General features: G+C 63.4%; 12 protein-coding genes. 5 read left to right on the top strand and 7 right to left on the bottom strand.

Annotation, left to right across the window (positions count from 1 at the left end; genetic code table 11):
• Positions 1 to 279: 279 nt before the first annotated feature.
• Positions 280 to 1,395, top strand: coding sequence for a hypothetical protein (locus tag ACPW96_RS22780; protein ID WP_425885976.1), 1,116 nt, complete (start codon positions 280 to 282; stop codon positions 1,393 to 1,395).
• 375 nt (positions 1,396 to 1,770) lie between these two features.
• Here ACPW96_RS22780 and ACPW96_RS22775 read toward each other — a convergent pair whose 3' ends face one another.
• From ACPW96_RS22775 to ACPW96_RS22760, 4 genes are all read right to left on the bottom strand, one after another.
• A complete protein-coding gene (locus tag ACPW96_RS22775) occupies positions 1,771 to 3,624 on the bottom strand; it encodes a hypothetical protein (protein WP_425885974.1) in 1,854 nt (617 codons plus the stop codon).
• A 165-nt stretch (positions 3,625 to 3,789) separates the two neighbouring features.
• Complete coding sequence (locus ACPW96_RS22770) at positions 3,790 to 4,737, bottom strand: hypothetical protein (RefSeq protein ID WP_425885972.1); 948 nt, start codon at positions 4,735 to 4,737, stop codon at positions 3,790 to 3,792.
• Positions 4,734 to 5,258, bottom strand: coding sequence for a hypothetical protein (locus ACPW96_RS22765; protein ID WP_425885970.1), 525 nt, complete (start codon positions 5,256 to 5,258; stop codon positions 4,734 to 4,736). Before ACPW96_RS22765 ends, ACPW96_RS22770 begins: the two co-directional genes overlap by 4 nt.
• Before the next feature lie 495 nt (positions 5,259 to 5,753).
• A complete protein-coding gene (locus ACPW96_RS22760) occupies positions 5,754 to 5,966 on the bottom strand; it encodes a hypothetical protein (protein WP_425885968.1) in 213 nt (70 codons plus the stop codon).
• A gap of 473 nt (positions 5,967 to 6,439) precedes the next feature.
• On the opposite strand from ACPW96_RS22760, the gene ACPW96_RS22755 reads away from it, so the two are divergent.
• The 3 genes from ACPW96_RS22755 (at position 6,440) to ACPW96_RS22745 (ending at position 10,990) form a co-directional block, all read left to right on the top strand.
• Positions 6,440 to 7,417 (top strand): right-handed parallel beta-helix repeat-containing protein, encoded by a 978-nt coding sequence (locus ACPW96_RS22755; protein ID WP_425885966.1) that lies wholly within the window; start codon positions 6,440 to 6,442, stop codon positions 7,415 to 7,417.
• Positions 7,418 to 8,130: 713 nt separating this feature from the next.
• The gene (locus ACPW96_RS22750; protein ID WP_425885964.1) at positions 8,131 to 9,387 is read left to right on the top strand and encodes an IPT/TIG domain-containing protein; all 1,257 of its coding nucleotides are present in this window, start codon (positions 8,131 to 8,133) and stop codon (positions 9,385 to 9,387) included.
• A 436-nt stretch (positions 9,388 to 9,823) separates the two neighbouring features.
• The gene (locus tag ACPW96_RS22745; protein ID WP_425885962.1) at positions 9,824 to 10,990 is read left to right on the top strand and encodes a hypothetical protein; all 1,167 of its coding nucleotides are present in this window, start codon (positions 9,824 to 9,826) and stop codon (positions 10,988 to 10,990) included.
• Positions 10,991 to 11,283: 293 nt separating this feature from the next.
• Here the strand turns inward: ACPW96_RS22745 and ACPW96_RS22740 are convergent, their stop codons facing one another.
• A complete protein-coding gene (locus ACPW96_RS22740) occupies positions 11,284 to 12,030 on the bottom strand; it encodes a hypothetical protein (protein ID WP_425885960.1) in 747 nt (248 codons plus the stop codon).
• Positions 12,031 to 12,677: 647 nt separating this feature from the next.
• On the opposite strand from ACPW96_RS22740, the gene ACPW96_RS22735 reads away from it, so the two are divergent.
• Positions 12,678 to 14,498 (top strand): hypothetical protein, encoded by a 1,821-nt coding sequence (locus ACPW96_RS22735; RefSeq protein WP_425885958.1) that lies wholly within the window; start codon positions 12,678 to 12,680, stop codon positions 14,496 to 14,498.
• A gap of 1,024 nt (positions 14,499 to 15,522) precedes the next feature.
• Here ACPW96_RS22735 and ACPW96_RS22730 read toward each other — a convergent pair.
• On the bottom strand, positions 15,523 to 16,212 hold the full coding sequence (locus tag ACPW96_RS22730) for a nucleotidyltransferase domain-containing protein (protein WP_425885956.1): 690 nt from the start codon (positions 16,210 to 16,212) through the stop codon (positions 15,523 to 15,525).
• 135 nt (positions 16,213 to 16,347) lie between these two features.
• A complete protein-coding gene (locus ACPW96_RS22725; RefSeq protein WP_425885954.1) occupies positions 16,348 to 17,568 on the bottom strand; it encodes a hypothetical protein in 1,221 nt (406 codons plus the stop codon).
• Positions 17,569 to 18,362 lie beyond the last annotated feature (794 nt).

Genomic DNA, 18,362 nt, shown 5'->3' with positions numbered 1-18,362 from the left:
GGTCGAATACGAAGCGAATACGTCGTCACAGCACACCATCCCTCCGGTGTTGCAACCACCGCAAGAACCCAAGGATCCCTTTCGGGGCCATGCCCGAATGGGGACCGTTGCGCGCGGTTACAACAAGGCAGGATCGACAGCGTTGCAGCGCACGCGTGAAGCACTACGGGTCCCGGCGATCCGCGAGCGAGCGGGCGCCGCCGCAACGACTAGGGTGTGCGCATGACCTCAACGCGAGCGATTCTGCAGCGGCGAGTGGTCTCCGCGAGTTCTCGGTCGGTGAATCCGGCAGCCATTGCCGCGGTTGCCTCAGGCCGGCACGACTTCGCAGACCGCCTGGAAGATGCGTGCACCGCGGACTATCTCAGGCTCTTCCCTGAAGCCAACGTGCGTTCGTTTTCGTATCAGGGCGCCGCCTACCTCTTCGATGAGCGTCCTGCGACGGACCGCACCATATTGGTGCTCGCGCCGCCCACTGCGAGCTCCGCCGCCCGTGACGGCGGCTATCAGCGTGGCTACCCTCTCCCGGAAGCTCCGTTCGGGCGCGCCGTGGACCGCGGCCACTTCATTGCACACTCCGCAGGCGGGGTGTTCGGGCCGAACATATTCATCCAGGACCGAGCCCTCAATCGAGGCTGGTCTCGAGATGGCCGTGCTTTTCGGGCTCTCGAGCGTGCGGCCATCCTGGCAGGCACATCGGCGCTCATGTTTGTCAGACCGATTTACATTGACCAGTCGGCTGCGCCGGCGCACATCGAGCTGGGGTTCTGGGGTAATGGCGAAGTGCGCTCATCCGTGTTCCGGAACAGGTTCGACGACGCGGCGTTTGGCGATGAGGACCGGTTCGATGCGACGGTCGCGGGAGCGACGAACGAAGAAGCGGCAGCGCTGGGTGAGGAGACCGCGCGTGTTCTCATCGAGAGCGTGCTTGGCGGGGTGCTGCTGGACAGCGGGGACTCCGCGGCGGACCGCGACGGTCATCGACATGGGCTCGACCTCCTCATGCTCGTCGACGGTGCGGTCGTCGCATTTGAGGTGAAGACCCGCCACGTTTCCCGCGACGCGGGAGTGCTCACCCGGGCAGGTAACCTTCGAAGGCCTCGGCTTCGCGCGAACCTGGACGGACTCCGGCAGGGGAGCGATGAGTATGTCGCGATCCGGGCGGATCGCATCATCGACGCAGGCGGAGAGTATGGGTACCCCGAGTCGAAGGTCGTCGTGGTCGATCTTGTGTCGAAGCTCGCCCAACTGTTCCCGGTGACATCGCACGGCCGCGTTGGACCGCCCGAGGGGGCACCGCTGCCCTGCGAAGCAGCAGCGCGCGAAGCATTTCAGTCGATCATGCGGATGCGCGGCTCCCTCGCTCCGCCACGAAGCCAGCACATCGGCCGGTGAGACGCGGGTCCCCGGCTCCATGAGCGGCCGTCCCGCCGCCGGTCCGGAAGGCGGTCGTGGCCGGCATGGCAGCCGGACTCGGCCTACGGTCGTCCGTAGCATCGGCTCCACATCCCTGCCGTCGCCCCATCGATCCCCTACCCGGGGCGCTGTTTGCGTGACCGCTAGCGATTGTCGTGTGGAGGGCCGGCCATTAGGGCGGGCGCTGAACAGGACTCTTCATGAGCCCGCCAGGCAAAGGTGGCCGTCGGAAGACGGCGTGCCACCGGCGCGCCACCAAGAAACGCTCGAAAGGGGACTCTATGAGCCCCGGCGACAGCCCCCACCGGGATCGGAAGCGCAACGGTCCCGGGGTCCGCGGTAAAGGACGGTGCGTCACTCGTCTTGGCGCGAGGTGACGGGATCGGCGACGCCAATGATGCGTGATGTCATGTTCACCTTCGCGACGCCGGATTCGTCAATCGTCCCGACGTTCCAGACTCTGCCGCGACCTTCGGAAGCAACGCGGTGCATCTCGACCTCGAGTCGAGCTCCGTCCGAGCCGACGAATGTCACCCTTGGGCGGGCTTCAGCGATGGCGGGGACGTCCGACGAGTACAGGTTCACGCGCACGTCGAGCGGGTCATGCATATCCGCGAGGTCGACGATTTCCGGCCCGCCGCGCTTCGCGTCCGAGCGGAGCACGGAATGCGCAGTGGATGGCACCTTCCACGATGTCTCGACACCATCGCTCTGGGCAATGTGCAGGTCGAGGTCCTCCACATCGCTTCGCCAGCGCAGTTCGATGCTCACGACGCGCGCCTTTGATCGTGGCGGGAAGAGGCCGGCTATATCGCGGCGGAAGGCGGCTTCCTCGCCCGGCTGACCGACGCGGACGTGCCGGTGAACGCGCGCCCTCCCGCGCTCTGCTTTCGGGACCGCGTCGAGGACGTTCTTGCCGAGTGGACCGTGAGCAACCAGGATCACTGTGGAGTCGGGCAACCCAAGCACGTAATCGCGTAGAGCCGCACCCGGGTTCTTCGTCGCCGAGCGCAGGTACTGTTTGACCTCGATCGCTGCGACGGTGAGGTCCGCGTGAGCGGTGCGCCGGACGAAGCGATAGTCGGGCTGTATGGCGCCTTTGCGGCCGCCACCGGACACATCCTGTGCTTCCGACCGCACTTCGCTCCAGAGGTCGACATCGCCACTCGGAGCGTCTAAGCGGGCGATCAGCAACGCCTTGAATGGGAACCGGATGCTGCCGTCCCGCACAACGAAGTCCAGCCGCCCCTCGAGTGCACGATCGATCTGCGTCGCAATCCACGCCGAGTACAACTCGTGCCTGCGGCCCCACATGGGAAGAGAAAGCACATCGGTGAGCGCCTCGACCGTGCGCTCGACCTCCACTACGTCAGGCTCGCCGGAATCGAATGCCTTGATCCAGTCGTCTAGATTGTCGAGCAACTCATCGTCTGGCTCAAGGCTCCCGTCCGCGACCCCGCTCGCGAACACGTGAGTCGCGGTCGCCATGCCGATCGGCCAAAGGTCGCTCGCCGCTTGAGCGAGATCGTAGAGTGTTCCTTCCCTCGGGTTGTCAGGGTGGTTACGCCACTCCCGGAGGTCGTCCGTGTTGACCGCCACGCCTGCAAGTAGCGCTAGCGCGGCGGACACGATTTCCATGCTCCGAGCTACTAGTTCATCCACGCGTGTAACCCCCGTGACTGGTGGGGACGGGATTCCTGCATCGAAAGGCCACTTGAAGAGGTCGCTCGACTCGCTCAAATTCGTTACGAGCCCTGCGCTCTCCCACGTCCAGTATTCGCGGATTGGACTGTCAAAAGCGTGCGAGGGGTCGAAGTTCAGAGGGCGGAGCGTTGTCAAGGTGGTCTCGACTTGTCTCACCATCTCGCGGAACTGAGCGAGCGACTCGTCGATGACGTCGTCTTCTGCGAACTCGTACTGAAGCCGCAAGCTCTCGCCTGTGCCGGATGTCGCGCCCACTCGCGCGAGGAGCCGCAGTAGATCGCGCATCATCCCCGCAAAGGATGCGACGGCCGGTGCCAGGGTGCGGAGCAGATCGCGGGCCGTCCACTCCGTGCCCAAAAGCACATCGTCGACCGAATCACCGGCTATGCCGAGTTGCTCCGCGCGCGACATGACCAGCGTGACGATGTCTGTGTCATAGTCCTGAGGTCGAAGCACTCCCGTCTCGCGCCACATCGACCACAACTCCGACGCTGTGCCGAGCATGTTCCTCCCGCCCTCGCAAACATCACCTGGCCGCCATCCTGGCAGATGCGGGCTCAGGAGTGACGGGGAATTCATTGTGGCGTTTGCGGTGGCGCATGCGGATCGCTTGTGCTCCGCATGGCCCGGGTCGAGACGAGATTGCTCGCGTCGACGACCACGTGCCCTTCAGACCTTGACGCGCTGCTTCGACCCCGCCTCATAATTGCGGTTCGTCAGATAGCTGTGGAGGTAGTCGTCGGCGAGCAGACGTGGAATCTGGTGGCGGTGTTGAGGAGATCCGTCGAAGCGCAGCGCCTTCTTGCCACCAACTTCTGATATCGGGATGTCGTAGTCAGGGTGGGCCTCGACGAATGCGATCAGCTTCTTGGTCGTGAGATTTCTCCCGTAGTCGGGATCGGACTGCAGGAGCCGAGCGACGTACGCCATCTTGGCTCTCATGCTCGGGTCCTCGATGACCGCGTGCTCCAGCTCGGCGAAGCCGTCGATGCGAATCTTCGCGGTCACATCCTTGAGGGTGTCACGGGCGAGCTGACGAGCCTTGTCTGCCGCGTGGAGCTTCGTCTGGATGAGAGTCACGGTCGTGAAGTACGCATACCCGGCGCATGTGAAGGCGTCGAATCGAGGTTCGTAGAAGAGGATGTCTCCGTCGATGGGCCGATAAACACCGTCCCGGGGTATCAACGTGATCCCTTGTGACCGCCGTGTCGCGATTCCGGGCCCCTTCAAGCGGTAAGCGACGACGCGGCCCGCACCTCTGCCGATGCCGTGCGCCATGGCGATGACGGGGGAGCCGCCAGAGTCGTAGGGCAGATCCCCGAGGCGCACCGCGGCATCAACCGCCGCGAATTCCGGCACCTCGCTCAGCGTTTCGACAAGAACTTGAGATGTGCTCGTCTGGTATGACGGGTCATAAGCGAGGAATTGCTTGCGGGTCAGACCCTCTACTGCTCTCTCAACATCGTCCACGACGTCAGCGGCCATGCTGGCGATCAAATCGAACCGCGACACCTCGGCATCGGTCAGCGCATCTCCGCGTACGACGAAGTTGTCCAGGGAGGTCGGATCTTCCACCAAGGCGTCGACAAGAACTTGCCGGGCGAGTTCCGCGGTCATCGGGGTCCTTTCAGCTGGATGGCGACATTCTCCCCAAGGAACCGACACGCGATGAGGCCCTTTTGAGGGATGCTGTCGGTCTTAGAGAGCAGCATCGTCACGGCACCGGTCGTCGCCGTCACCGCGTAGAGCCGATATCCGAGAACCGCCAGGGTCGGGTTCAGGTGGTACAAGCCAGCTCGGACATAGATGATCCCGAGCAGCAGCACGAGCGCAAGCGTGGCCGCGAGAGATGCGACACCGTCATCACTAAACAGCGCGACGACCACAGGGACGACATAACTGGACGTGAAGGCGAGCACGCGCTCGTCCTCATGCGTCACGGACACGGCCTCAATTTCCCGTGACTGGATCCCGGCGACGCCGCGCAACACCCAGCTCAAAAGCCCGACGGCCACGGCGCACGCAATTATGATCCCCCATCCGATCCACCCCAACGTTGACAACTTCAAGATGGCGAGCAGTGCGACCAGCGGGGCGAACGCCGACGCGAGTAGCCCCGCCCCCACCACCCTCGTCATGCATCTGACTGTAGGGGCAACCTCCGACTGGCGACGAGCCCATGGAGCATCTATCACCGCAACGAGATGCTCCAGAATTACTTCGCTCGAAGCGTGTGGCGTGAACGATCGATTCGGCAGCCGGTCGCTGACTGGTGAAGTGCACGTGTCGGCGCCATGCGACGGCGCCGACAGGCGGACCACGCTGCGGCGGTCGCGGAAGGGAATGAGTTGGCTGAGAAGGCGGAGACCTCTCCTTCAGGGAGTGACCTCTCTAGGATTCCAATCCGCGCAGTGCCCCAATCAGGCATCTCTGCCGGCGGCCGATGCGGATCCTTCAAAGGGCATCGCACGATTGGGGAGGTTTGCGTGCAGCCGCTGGTGGGTGCGTTTGCCTCTCCTTTGGCGCGGAGCGACCGCCTCGTGCAAGTACAAAGCGCTGGTTGCGACGACGCCGGCGCTCACTGCCCGAGACGAGCGGCTCTGCGGGCGCGAGCGGCCACGCGGACCCACGGCCTAATCTGCGTTGTGGTGCGCCCGCGCCAATTTTTGGACCGCCTTCGCCAGCTCCTCAATCGCCTCGGCGAGACGAGTGTCGGCCGTGGTGTCGGCGTGGCGGCGACTAGCATCCGCGAGGTCGGCTGCCTTCTTGGCATGTGCGGCGTCAGAAAGAAACGACATGGCCAGCCCTTCGTTCAGTGGCGACGAGCGTACCGCGCCGCCCGGCATCTAGCCGTCATCTGTGGATCCCTCAGCGGACGCCGTCGGTGATCGAGCCATCAAGTTGTTCACAGCAACCGCGCGACGCCTCGCCGCCACGGCCGGATGGACCGAGTCCCGAGCCTGTATAGCGTCGTGGAGCAGGTAGCGATCATCGTCGATTTTATCTGGCGGTTTGTAGCTGCCTCTGTCAGGGTGGTGGCCACAAAGCAATGATGCAACCCGGGTTCTGGGGGACCGCGATGAATCAGAAACTAGACCAGACCACGCGCCGGCGGCTTTTCCGCGCGAACCGGGGAGCTAGAAGCGCGTACGTTTCCAGCGTTATCGCAGCCGCTGTGTTCGTATCGGTCGCGATAGGCGGTAGTGCGCAGGCTGCGCCGCAGCCGGGGGTGACGTGTGGCAGCACCGTGACCGCGGATGTGAGGTTGGCCGCGGACCTCTACTGCCCCTCCGGTGATGGCATCGTCCTGGGATCGAACGTGACGTTGGATCTCGGTGGCCACCGCCTCATCGGATCCGGCTCGGGTGTGGGTGTGCAGATCAGTCCGGATAGCGTGGGCGGCAACACGGTCCGGAATGGGACGATCAAGAATTGGCGCATCGGAATCTCGTTTGAAGACGGGGCAACCGATCCCGTCGTTCCGCATCAGGTCACCGACGTGGAGCTCCGCTCAGCGCCGTACGAGGGTCTCCCGTCAACGCAGATCACGAGGCTCACCGCGGTGGACTCATCCGTCAGCGGAGGATTCGGCGTCTTCGCCATTTCGCAATCCAAGTTGACACGCTCGCCCATCAATCTTTTCCGAGCGACCCTGACGATCACTGACTCCATCCTGGTACAAAGCCCTTTCAGCGATGTGTTGGAATCCACAATCATGATCGACTCCTCCCGCCTGGACGGCAACGGAGTGAGCGCGTTCGGGATCTTCAGCGAATCACCCCTGACCATCACCGACAGCGTCGTCAAGAACTTCCAAACACCCATCACCGGCTACTGGGGCTCGGTGACGCTGACCAAGAACAAGTTCACCGACATGCCGAACGGGGTCCTAGGCGACATCAGCTCGCGTGGCGCGTTCGGGTATAGCGTCTCCCACATCGTCGGCAACACTTTCACCCGCAGCGGAGTTGTGCTCCGCGGAGAAGTGCCGATGGTCGTGGAGAACAACACTTTCACGCAGAACACGGTCGGGGTCGAGTTCACCATTCCGCCACCGTTGGATCCCACAGACCCGCCACCGACCGCCACACTCTCCCGCGCCGTCGGCAACACATTCACAAAGAACTCGGGATCAGGGCTCAAGACCGAACTCGCCGGCCTAGAGGTCGGCGGGAACACCGCCAAGAAGAACGGCGGGTACGGCATCTACGCTCCCGGCGCTTTCGACCTCGGCGGCAATATCGCCTCCGGAAACGTCCTTGGTGATTGCGTGGGCGTCGCATGCACCAGCAAGTGACTCCGCCGGTCATCGCAGATTCGCCCGGTCGGGATGGGCCGCTAACGCCGAGCGACGCGCAGCGCCGCCACTGCGACCGCGCCCATCCCGCGTCTCGCTGACCGGTCTCCGAACGCGACGCTCCCCGTCACGCAGAGGATCCGCTTGCGGTCAAGCAGGGTCGAGGCCTGTGATGCCGGAGGGCTCCAATCACTTGGACTGATTGAGTCAGCGACCATGCCTCAGCGGGCGATTGCTGGCGACGTTCAGAATGAAGTGCACGCCAGTCGACCGAGGTCATCGCGCCCACGCTCTTGAGGTAGCGTCGCCGGCGGTGTGGGTTCAGCGGTCGGTCGAAGGCCGACGTGTCGCGCACGAAGCAGGCGAGCACCAGCTCCGATGAGCATTCCGACTCGGCACCGTTCCGCCAACTGCATCGCTCCGAGGAAGACGAACCAAGGGCGCTCCGTTCGATCGCCGACGGTCGGTCCCGCGGAGTAGCGCATCGGCTGAAGGCTCCGGCATCGGCTGCCGCGAAAGGGTGTCGTGCTGAAGGACATCGCCTCTTCTCCGGGGAAGCACGCCTCCAATCATTTTGCGGCCGAATCGATGCGAACGTGTGGCGTCCGGATCCCACGGTTGTGAAGACTATTGCGGTCGGCGCGAATCACCGACAGCATGTGGGCTTATCGCGGCCAAAGAGCGCCCGCTAACGCATTCGATCGGAGCTCTGCATGAGCCTTCAAGAAAAGCGCGGTCTAATCGTCGGATCCGAAGCCGTAGTCGATGACGTGCTCCGCTGGGCAGCTGGCGATCCGAGTGCGACGGAACCGTCGGGTTTGTCGAGCGGCATCAGTCTCTCGTCGAACTCCGATCGGCTGGCGGCAGTGAACGACATGGTGCTAGCTGAGAAGCAAGTGCAGCGACGCATCGCCATGGAGATCGCTGACGATGCGGCAACAGCATTGCCGGGAAAGTTGCGCGCTATCGAGTGGACTGTTCTCGCCATTTGGCTTTTCGCATTCATCGTGACGCTCTTCGTGGCGATTCAAGGTTGGCGGCCGCCTGACGACGAGAAGTCGGCCGCAGACAGTCTTCCTGGCTGGAATGCCGCGTTCCGCGGCGATAATCCGGTCGTTTTGGCTGTGTTCGCCGCCGTGATCGTCTGGGTGGTCGTGGCGGGGCTCGCCGTGCTGCGGTGGAGTTCGGGCGGCGCGATTCGGATGCTGGTCAATGACGACAACCGATTCTCGACGTCGAAGTTCCAGGCGTGGATGTGGACGGTCATCCTAGTGTGGGTGTTCGTTTTCTTCGTAATTCAGCAGTCTGTGTCCGGCACCGACATTCTCACGCCGGAGACATTCGATTTGGATGCCGAATACCTGCTCCTTCTCGGCGGTCCTTTTGCGGCTGTGATCGTTGCGACACAGGTCACTCAGGCTCGAATAGCCGATGGTGAGGTCCAGAAGACGGTCAGCAGCGAGACAAAGCTCACCGATCTGTTCGCGAACGACGCTGGTCAACTAGATCTCGTCGACACCCAGTATCTGATGTTTAATCTTGTCGCCGTCGCCGTCTTCGGTGCGACGCTGTGGATCGTACCCACTGATCTTCCGAACCTGCCAGATGGGCTCGTGCTACTGACGAGTACCGCGGCGCTCGGGTACATCACACGGAAGGCCATCGCGAAGAATGCCCCAGGGATCATCAGCGTGATCGCCGCCGACGGCACGGGGGTAATTGCGAGCGGATCGAAAGTGCGGATCACGGGGGTCAACTTCGTACCGGCTGGCGGTGAGGACCCGGAGTACACATTGGCGATGAGGGTCAAGTTCGGAACAGCGGTCGCCATTCCGATCCTTCTTAGCAGTGGGCAACTCGAGGTGTTGGTTCCGGAACTAGCCAGCGGCACGAGCACGGTTCAGGTTGTCGTCGTCACAGCTGGGCAGGTCGAGTCTCCGCCATACGACGTGATCGTCACGAATCCCTGACGACCTGCTCGCTGTTGCGACCGTAGAGAGCAAGTTTTCGGCCGACGGCACTGAGGATTCGAACGCCTCGAGGATACCTCAGCGTTCGGTCGGAGGAGATGGATCCTCATCCCTGCAGGAGGGTTCATCTCCCGTTTCTGATCATCTGCAGTCGGATCAGCTCGGCCGATCAGGCCGTCGACTCGCTAGTGCGCGTGGCGGTCGGAGTCGGACGGGTCATAGAAGGAAGGAGCGGTCGCATTTGCGCACTTCCACTCAGCCCTTACCGGCGGATGTAGTGCGCTGCTTCGAGGCGGGACGACTGCCGTGGGAACCGAGCTACTAATCGGTAGGTGGTGGCCACCTTCGATGGAGGCTTCGTTGTCGACTACTCCATCTGGGTAGACAATTTGCTAAAGCTCGCGCACAAGACGATGTATCTGCTAGGAGCGTGCATATGAAGATTTCGCGTAGTTGGGGATGGGTCGCCGTATTGGCAACGGCACTGGCCGGGGTTTCGCCGCTCTCAGCCACGGCGACTTCCGAGCCCGTAGTCGTGGTGCAAGGATCAGGGCCCCGCTACCTGGGCACTCTTGGCGGCTCCAGCAGCTGGGGCGCGGACATCAACGCAAGAAGCCATGTCGCGGGGTCAGCGCAGACTTCGAACGGGTCAGTCCACGCCTTTCGATGGACGCCGTCCAACGGCATGCAGGATCTGGGCACTCTTGGTGGTCGCAACAGCAGCGCGGTAGCCATCAACCAATGGGGTCAGATCATTGGTGACTCTCATACGGACGTCGACGGCGAGGGACATGCCTTTGTGTGGACACCGTCAGGTGGGATGCGGGATCTCGGTACGTTCGGCGGCTGTTGTACGGTTCCCAGGGCGATCAACGATCGGGGTCAGGTCACCGGGGACTCCTACTTCGCGGATGGGAACATGCATGCGTTCCAGTGGACGGCGGCCGGCGGTCTCTGTGATCTGGGTACCCTCGGCGGTCTTGCCCGCTACGGGTCTGCAATCAACGTTCTAGGGCAGATCACCGGCTCTTCGTACAACGCAGAGGGAGCCCTGCGCGCGTTTCGGTGGACGCCCTCCGGCGGCATGCAGGATCTGGGCACGCTAGGAGGTCGCAACAGTCAAGGGTGGGAAATCAACCCGCTGGGCCACATCATCGGCTTGGCGGAGGTTGCCGACGGGTCAAATCACGGGTTCCGGTGGACGCCATCAGGTGGAATGCAAGATCTGGGGCCCTTCGTGCCGTCTGAAATCAACGCGCTCGGCCAGATCGTCGGATCCCAGTTTTTCGATCCGGAGGGCCCCCCGCATCCTCACCACGCGTCTCGGTGGACCCCATCCGGAGGTTGGCAGGATCTGGGGACGCTCGGCGGTGAGGAAAGCTTTGCGTGGGGAATCACCGACCTCGGCCACGTCATCGGAGCTGCGGACCGCTCGGATGGGTCGCGGCACGTATTTCGGTGGACGACGTCATCGGGAATGAGGGACCTAGGCCCCCTCCCGGAAAACCTCGACCCAGTAGCGATGAACATTCGCGGGCAAATCGCCGGCAGCATCGCCGACATGGCGGAGGGTCGCTCAAGCGCGTTCCTCTGGACCCCATAGCGAGTGTCATTTGGCCGGTGTAACGAGTGTGACGATCGGAGCGAACATATCAGCGCAGCTTCCGGTCCTGGTGTGGCGGCCATCTACGGAACTCCTCACCAGCAAGCGAAGGGCCATTCGGCCCGCGCCGGAAAGAGCCTGACGGAATGCGCAGGCGAGAGCAGCGCGTCAGATGGGATCCTTATGCGGGCCATGCCCGCTTCGCAGACCTCTGCGGGCGTTTGGGCCAGCCAGCTTGCTGCCCGACTTGCTGGGGTGTCGTCGCGCGGACGCTTCACGCAGGGCTTCTTCAGTTAGGTGTCTTCGCTTGCTTCGACCAGCCTCGATACGAGTGAGGAGACGAGAGCGTCTCGCGGGACGAGCGATTCGAGTCGCCCGTCGGAAGTGACGGCGAAGAACTCCCGCTTACCGCGTAGCGCCGTCGCCCAGTCGCGGTCGCTCGCGCCGATGGGAACATGGTCGGTGATCAGGCTCGGCTCGTAGAGCTCGAGGAGTCGCGCGCGTGTGACCAGCCGAACGAGCGGTTCCCGCGCCGGGTCGATGTTCGCCGCGAGGAAGAGTTCGAAAGCGTACCTCGGATCGGTTAGGTCGTCCGGGTGCGAGGGCAATCCCATCGGCGGTGCGCCGGGAACCTGTACCGACCGCCATGTGGGTGCGTCGTTCTCGCCGAGGTCGAATACGGGGTCACCGGCCTCCCATTGACGGATCCGAGCAGACGCGGTCGCGAGTGCTCGCGCGAACGCGGGGACCTTCCTGGCGTGGAGATCGACGAGCCGGCTTGGTGAACCCCACCCGATGAACTGCTGCCGTTTCCCGTTCAGATCGGCGACGAAGGCTATCGCGCGGGGTCGGCTGCGGTAGGCGGCACCGGCAATGAGGATGAACAGCCGGCCCTCCCACCAGGTGGAGCCATCACGAAGGTCCACGACAAGAACGTCCGATTCGCTCGACCGGCGGAGTGCGGCCGTGATAGCGGGCAATCCGGTTCGCACGAGCGGCTCCGACTGGTCGCCGGTCAGGTTCGTGTCGACGGTCTCCAAACGAATACCAGAGGACGCGTCCTTCGAGGCTTCAGCGAAGGAGAGTGCGACTCCGAAAGCTTTGATATCTACACGATTCTTGAAAACCATATCGAGAAGAACGAGAAAGATCGGCACCAGCGCGAGAAGCACAACGCCGAGCAGCACCCATCCAGCCTGCTCGTCTCGTGGCCACCCCAAGATGCCCTGGAACAGCCCAAATGCAATGAGGAGAGCGACCAGGGCGCCGCCAGACGCGAGCACAGCGACGCGCGCACCCCACGGCCAGACGTCTCTTCCTGCCCCAGACTTCGACCGCGACGACTTCGCCATGTTTCCACCCCGTTCTCTTTCCGGAAGGAACTCGGGTCTCCATGCGATTATCGTGGCTCGGCAGCCGTGCCGGCTAGCTCCCACCCCTCCGCACAGTCAAACGCTGCGCCTCCCACACGAAGGTGAGTCGTCGAGGATCCGTCTGCGGGCGTCCCACTTGGAATCACAATTGGCACCACCCACCCAGAACGGATCCGTCAGCGGGCACCGATCACTGGTACCAGTGTGCGGCTTTCGAGGGCATCCGTGCGGACCGCGCGAGTCGTGGTCCAATTCGTGGTTGTGCATATTGGCCTCCGCGGAGGTCGCCGCGGGCAAGGTGCTAGCCTTCTGCCGTGGTCCGGACAGTGCGGGAGCTCGGGCGCAACCAGTGGCGAAAGGCTTTGATCGCCCGGCTTGGGCCAGCCGTCGTCTGGGCTGGAGTGCTGATTACGGCAGCGTTCGTTATCGACTTCATCGATAAGCGTCTGGACTCGAAGGTGGAGACGTGGCCTGAGCCGCTGGGGAACCTGATTGAGCCGACTGCGGGACTGCAGACTGTCGTCCAAGTGGTCCCAGCGATAGTCATCGCGATCTTCGTGTTTGCTGCCGGCACGCTGTTCGTCGTAGCTCAGGTTGTTCCCCCGGCCCGGGGGACGCGGGCGGTGGATGTCTTGCGGGAGCGTCATCTGGCATGGACCATCTCCCCGGCGCTCGCGTTGACACCGTTGACCATCCTGGTCCTGGTCCTCGAAACGAGGTTCGCATGGCCGCTGGCGATTGCCCTGCTTTTAGGTGCTTTTGCCTACCTGCTTCTCTCGACCGGTTATCTGCTGAGCATCCTCGGCGAAGCCACCAGCCCCATCCACTTTGCCGCTGTGCTCGCGAACAGTCAGGACGACGCCATTGCCGTGCTGAACCCTGATCAACAACTCGGGCCAGATCCGCGGAAGTGGTGGCGGTGGGTCCAGGACACGTGGCAAAAGATCCGGATCGAGCGGAGAAGGAGGATGCAGGGCGGCACGCAGGCCGCTGTCGACGGTCTTTACGACGTGGTGCGGACGTTGCGCGGTTGGACCCGGAGCGCGGCGACGTCGGGCGATAGCAGGGAGCTGCTGGTGGCCCTCGAGGGCACACTGGACCTCGTGCGGGCCTACGCGAGCGTTCCGATCAATGCCCGACACCATGTTCCGTGGGAGTACGACCACACCGCCGAGTCGCCGGAGACGAGTCCTAGCGTTCCGAACCGGAGCAGCAACCACGAGATGCTCGATCCTGGACACCTAACGCTCTGGGCGTTTTGGGTTCCACCACCATACCTCCGAGTCCGAGAGAGGACCGCGCGCAGAACGGACGGTACAGCGGGGGCCGAGGCGAAGGCGAAGGCGGAGGGAGGAATCGAGGCAGAGAAAAATTCGGCGAAAGAGGTGAAGAACGACGAATACGTGCGGCGAAGGCTGGCGGAGGTATGGGTTGCCAACGAAGTTGGTCGTTCACTGGTGCGAGCCGTCGAGTTCGCCACCGTATCGAAGGCTCTACTGGATCGCGATCGCTCCAGATTGCTGCTCAGCCTAGAGAAGGCCGTGTGGTGCTTCGCTGGTGAGCCCGGTAAGAAACCTCGCGATGTGGAGAGTGCGGGAGTGCTGGTGGCCTACCTCATCGAGCTCGGGCTCGGGGTCCGGCGGTGCCCGCCGGAGGAGGTTGAGTGGCACTTCGAGCCGCTCATCAGACTGGCCGTGTTACACCGGGACTTCTGCGAAAGCGAGGAGGCGGATGCGCGTCTTGTGATCGGCTCTGCTGCTGCTGTTCTCAAGGTTGCCGAAGCGATCACCGCGGCGCGCATCCGCGAGCAGGAGGACAAATCGCACCGTCAGGAGAACTCGCAAGACGACAACCGCAAGCCCACCGAGGCCACCAGCCAGCGTGTTGAGAAGATCCGCGACCGCGCCGTCGAGCAGACGGTGCAGAATCTTCGCAACGTGGAAGAGCTCCGCAAAGACGGCCAGACGTTCACGTTGTTCGAGGCAAGTGACACGGTGCCACGTGTGAACGGGCAGGAGATGAGCGGCTCCGCCCTCGCCCTCGCAGGGTCGCCGCTCCTGGAGCCGAGGCAACCATCCGTGATCCACCCCACCGACACGACACTGCTGGAAGAACTGCAGAATAGGCTGCTGTGAACATCCGTGTCGCGGTGATCGAGTGAAAACCTGGAACGTCCGTTCGGTACGGTGACGTGCGTTGCCGACGGAATCGACGTGCGGCTATCTGGCGTCGAGCGCCCTCGACAACTACGAGTGGGGCAGCGACGCGCCGACTTTGGTCGCATCGCGTGGGACGACCTGCGCACCAGCGCCGGTCGTCTCCATGGATGGCAGACGCGGTGAATTCGCCACCGCCGCGTCCCCGTAATGCGAGGTCAGCCTGTCGCCCTTCGGGCGGACAAACCTGAAGCCTGGGGCCCCCGGTGACCACCGCGCACTTGCCGGCGGACCAGTACCATCCCCATGGACGAGGGGATCGACCGCCGCGCGACGGCGTCGGCGCGTTCCCAGCCGGACTCCGTTGTTGCGCCCTGGCCCCCGCTTATTGAGTAGCACGACCCAGGGGCACATCCGACCGCCGCCTCTTCGGCGGCACGCCTTGGCGTAGGCCCAATCCAACCCGCGCATGTGCTCGTCCTGCACCGAACCGCTGCATCACATCGGACTCGCGTCACCGACGCGAGTCACGCCACCTCCCGCCCGCGGGGCGCTTTGAAAATCCGACCCTCCCGCACGAACTAGACGAACGCGAAGGGTCGGCTATCGCACAGTTCAGCGCCGGTCGACACTGCAAGACAGGAACTACGAGCGGCGGTCGATGCCGTCACTCCGATTCGTCAGGTATCGAACCAGAAATACCACGCCAACAACGACCGCGGCGACAATCACGAGAACCGCCAGAATGATCAGTAAGACTATGCCGCTGAGCAGAAGTCGAGTCATTGGGTTTTCACCGTCACGAGGGTCGAGCTTATCCGGCGTTGGGTTCCCGCGACGATCACGAGCGGGGCAGCTACTGGCCGACCTTCGGTCTCGTCGCGTGGGACCGTCGGACGGTCGAGCGGCGGCCGATCGCGAGGCTCGCCTGGCTCGGAGCGGCGAGTGCGATGGAACGGTACCGAGCTCCGCTGACCTATGCGCACGCCAGCGAAAGGATCAACTATCGGACGAATCCGGCTTGGACGCGCCCGCCCGCGTTGTGCAGTTCTTCGTCGACCCGGTCGGCGAATGTGTTCAGGTCTCCGTCGATCAGTGGCTGGGTGAGCGCGTCGGCCCTGTCCGGACTGAGCTCACGCAATCTCCGCGCGAGGTACTTGCCTGTGCCGATCCACCTTCCGGCATCGAGGAGGATCAGCTCCGCGGTTCTCTCGAAGAGGGTGAACGCGACGACGTGACGCTCGACCGGGTCGAACGCATCTCGGAGGTCATCGAGCAGGTCGGTAATTTGGTATCGCCGCAGCGCCAGGTCGTGTGCGGAGATGACCGGACCAGCGTCGTAGATCACACGCCAATAGCCCCGCAAGTCGGACAGCGCCGGCTCCCCCCGAATGGGAGCGCCTTCAAGCAGCATGTTCAGGATGAACGGACGGTATTGCGAGAGCCCGGTGCGTGCCCAATCCTCGAACCCCTCGTGCGTGTAGGCGAAAACCTCGAAGATCTCGCTCTCGTACTCGTATGTCGCGGCCAGACTCGCGACACCGGGTCCGAGCATCTCCTCACCGATCAGTAGCATGTCGATGTCGCTGGTCGGCGTGCGCGTCCCTCGTGCAGTGCTGCCGGCCACGAGTGCGATCAGGACGCCAGGGAACCTGTCGGCAATGAACCGCTCAACCACATCGATCTGCTCCACGTGACGATCCTACGAAGCGGGCTACCGCGTCCAGCCGAGCCCGCCAACGATTGAGCGGCCCCAGGAGCCGGTCGATCGACGGTCCGTCAGCGAGCAGTCAAGCCGCCCTAGCCCCGCAATGACTATGCAGGACGCCTATTGGTCTCCAGTCGTCTCCTCTGCCGCGCGACCGTCCAGCATTTCTGCGATTACGCCAGTCCAGTTTCGACGGGAGACAGGGACGGTGAGTGTACCCTCGCGAAGGTCGTGCACGTCCCCGGCTGTGAGTTGCCACCTGGCGCTGACCTGGTCGGGTGGATGATCCTCAACAAGGAGCACCAGCACGATGTCGTCGGCTTCGGTCAGTCGAACTTCCTTGGCCCGGAGGAGAGTGAGGGAAAGGGAGAACTTCGCGGGTGAAGACTGACGGATCTGCAAGATGCCGTCGCTATCTCGAGCTACGAACGGGGCGATGTTCGTGCTTCGGAGCACGTCCGCCAAGCTGTGACGTCCCCAGGCCAAGGGACGATCGGGAAACAAATCGAGCCGATCGTCCCGATCTGGGTCCTCCCACTGAAGTGCGCGCACTGAATCGTCGAACTCGATGTCGATGCGCACGTCGCGCAACGACATCGCAACCGGGTTCGTCACCCTCAGTTGGACACCGACTGATACTCGCGCCGCGATGTCATGGAGCCCAGAGGCGGGGTCCGCAAGCGACGTTGACTTCCACTGCTCGACCTGACGACGGAACGCCGACTCGGAGCGCTGCTCCATTAACCCCTGGTGTGCGAGTATGCCGAACGGTCCCGACGAGCTCGGGGCGCCGACGTCATGCAAGTACTCCTCAGTCACCTCCTTGACCCACGTCACGATGCGTTCGGAATCGAACTGGACGCCCGTCACCTCGCCAACGACTTCGACGGTGATCTCCGGAAGCTCGACGGACTCTCTGACACTAATCCGCGCGAGCATCGCCTGTATCTCGCCGCCGGTCGCTTTCTCCGTTCGACCGTCACCCCGGATGTAGATGTCCCCGCTACTCATACCCTCGCCGTCAGCCAAGCAGGGCCAGATCCGTGCCGTCGGCGGATCGACGATGATGGCGATCACGTCGTTCTGACCGGCGATCTTAATGCGCTCAAAGTCCCAGCCCGGTCCGCTGGCGCCGGTGAACTTGCGAATCTCGCGCTCGAGATCTTGTGCCTCGAAGGGCGGTATGCCGGCCGTCACAGCCGGGCTCACGCCCAACAGCATCACCGCGTGTCCACCGAACCGCTTCGCGGCTTTCGCTGGGTCCCGATTCGCGGCGCCGAGGATGAACTTCGCTACCTTGTGACGACCGTGCTTCGCGGTGAGGTCGACGTCCGACTTCAATTCGAGGAAGTAGCGCTCTTGGCGGTCGTCTGACGCCGCAGCCCAGGCAACGAGGGCCGCCGCGAGCGCCAGTCGGCAGACGACTGAGGTCGATTTCGGTCACAGTCCGATCGAACCACACCGCGGCGACAGCTCGCCGACCCTTCACTCTCCGAGGCGCCGCACCACCAGCATCGAGCAGTGCCTTGTCGAAATGGTGGCGTGCAGAGGGCCCCCTCACCTGAGCACGTTGAGCCGAATTCCGTCGCGAGCACGCGCAAGATCGACTCCCCCTGAGCGCGGATGGCGGTGCATAATCGCGCACAACGCTTGGTCGTAATATGAGCACGGCCTGGGCTCGGACACCTCGACTGTTTGAGTCGCGGACGTACCCTGCGCGCTTCGACGTCGGGAACTGGAGCCAGCGTCGGCTGAATGCCTCCGTCCCCGGCCAGGTCAGGTGGGCGGGAGGGGCGGCTTATCACCAGCAGTTGCTCAGCGCTGACTTCGTATTCTTGAGGCAGGAACCCGCGATAAGGAACTGCAATCGATTCGGCGCGAACTCCTCCGCAGGGATCGAGTATTCTCACCGGCGCTGCCGGCAACCGGGTTCTCGGGCTCCTCCCATTCGCCCAGAACGCGAGGTTGAACGCCGACACCGGGCCTCAACGAGGATCCTTGACCGGGCACGCATTGCGCGACCGCCGGCGTTTGCCCGCTTTGCGGCCGTCGAATGACGATCCTTGGGTTCTTGCGGTGGTTGCAACACCGGAGGGATGGTGTGCTGTGACGACGTATTCGCTTCGTATTCGACC

Source organism: Micromonospora sp. DT81.3, from assembly GCF_049847225.1.
Classification (GTDB): Bacteria; Actinomycetota; Actinomycetes; order Actinomycetales; family Microbacteriaceae; genus Microbacterium.
The sequence above is the reverse complement of the archived record's forward strand: the minus strand, read 5'-3'. Positions and strand labels throughout refer to the sequence as shown.

Excerpts from the sequence above, each read along its gene's own strand:
- ACPW96_RS22765 (WP_425885970.1), bottom strand. The coding sequence starts at position 5,258 with ATGACGAGGGTGGTGGGGGCGGGGCTACTCGCGTCGGCGTTCGCCCCG.
- ACPW96_RS22750 (WP_425885964.1), top strand. The coding sequence starts at position 8,131 with ATGAGCCTTCAAGAAAAGCGCGGTCTAATCGTCGGATCCGAAGCCGTA.
- ACPW96_RS22760 (WP_425885968.1), bottom strand. The coding sequence starts at position 5,966 with ATGCCGGGCGGCGCGGTACGCTCGTCGCCACTGAACGAAGGGCTGGCC.
- ACPW96_RS22770 (WP_425885972.1), bottom strand. The coding sequence starts at position 4,737 with ATGACCGCGGAACTCGCCCGGCAAGTTCTTGTCGACGCCTTGGTGGAA.
- ACPW96_RS22775 (WP_425885974.1), bottom strand. The coding sequence starts at position 3,624 with ATGCTCGGCACAGCGTCGGAGTTGTGGTCGATGTGGCGCGAGACGGGA.
- ACPW96_RS22745 (WP_425885962.1), top strand. The coding sequence starts at position 9,824 with ATGAAGATTTCGCGTAGTTGGGGATGGGTCGCCGTATTGGCAACGGCA.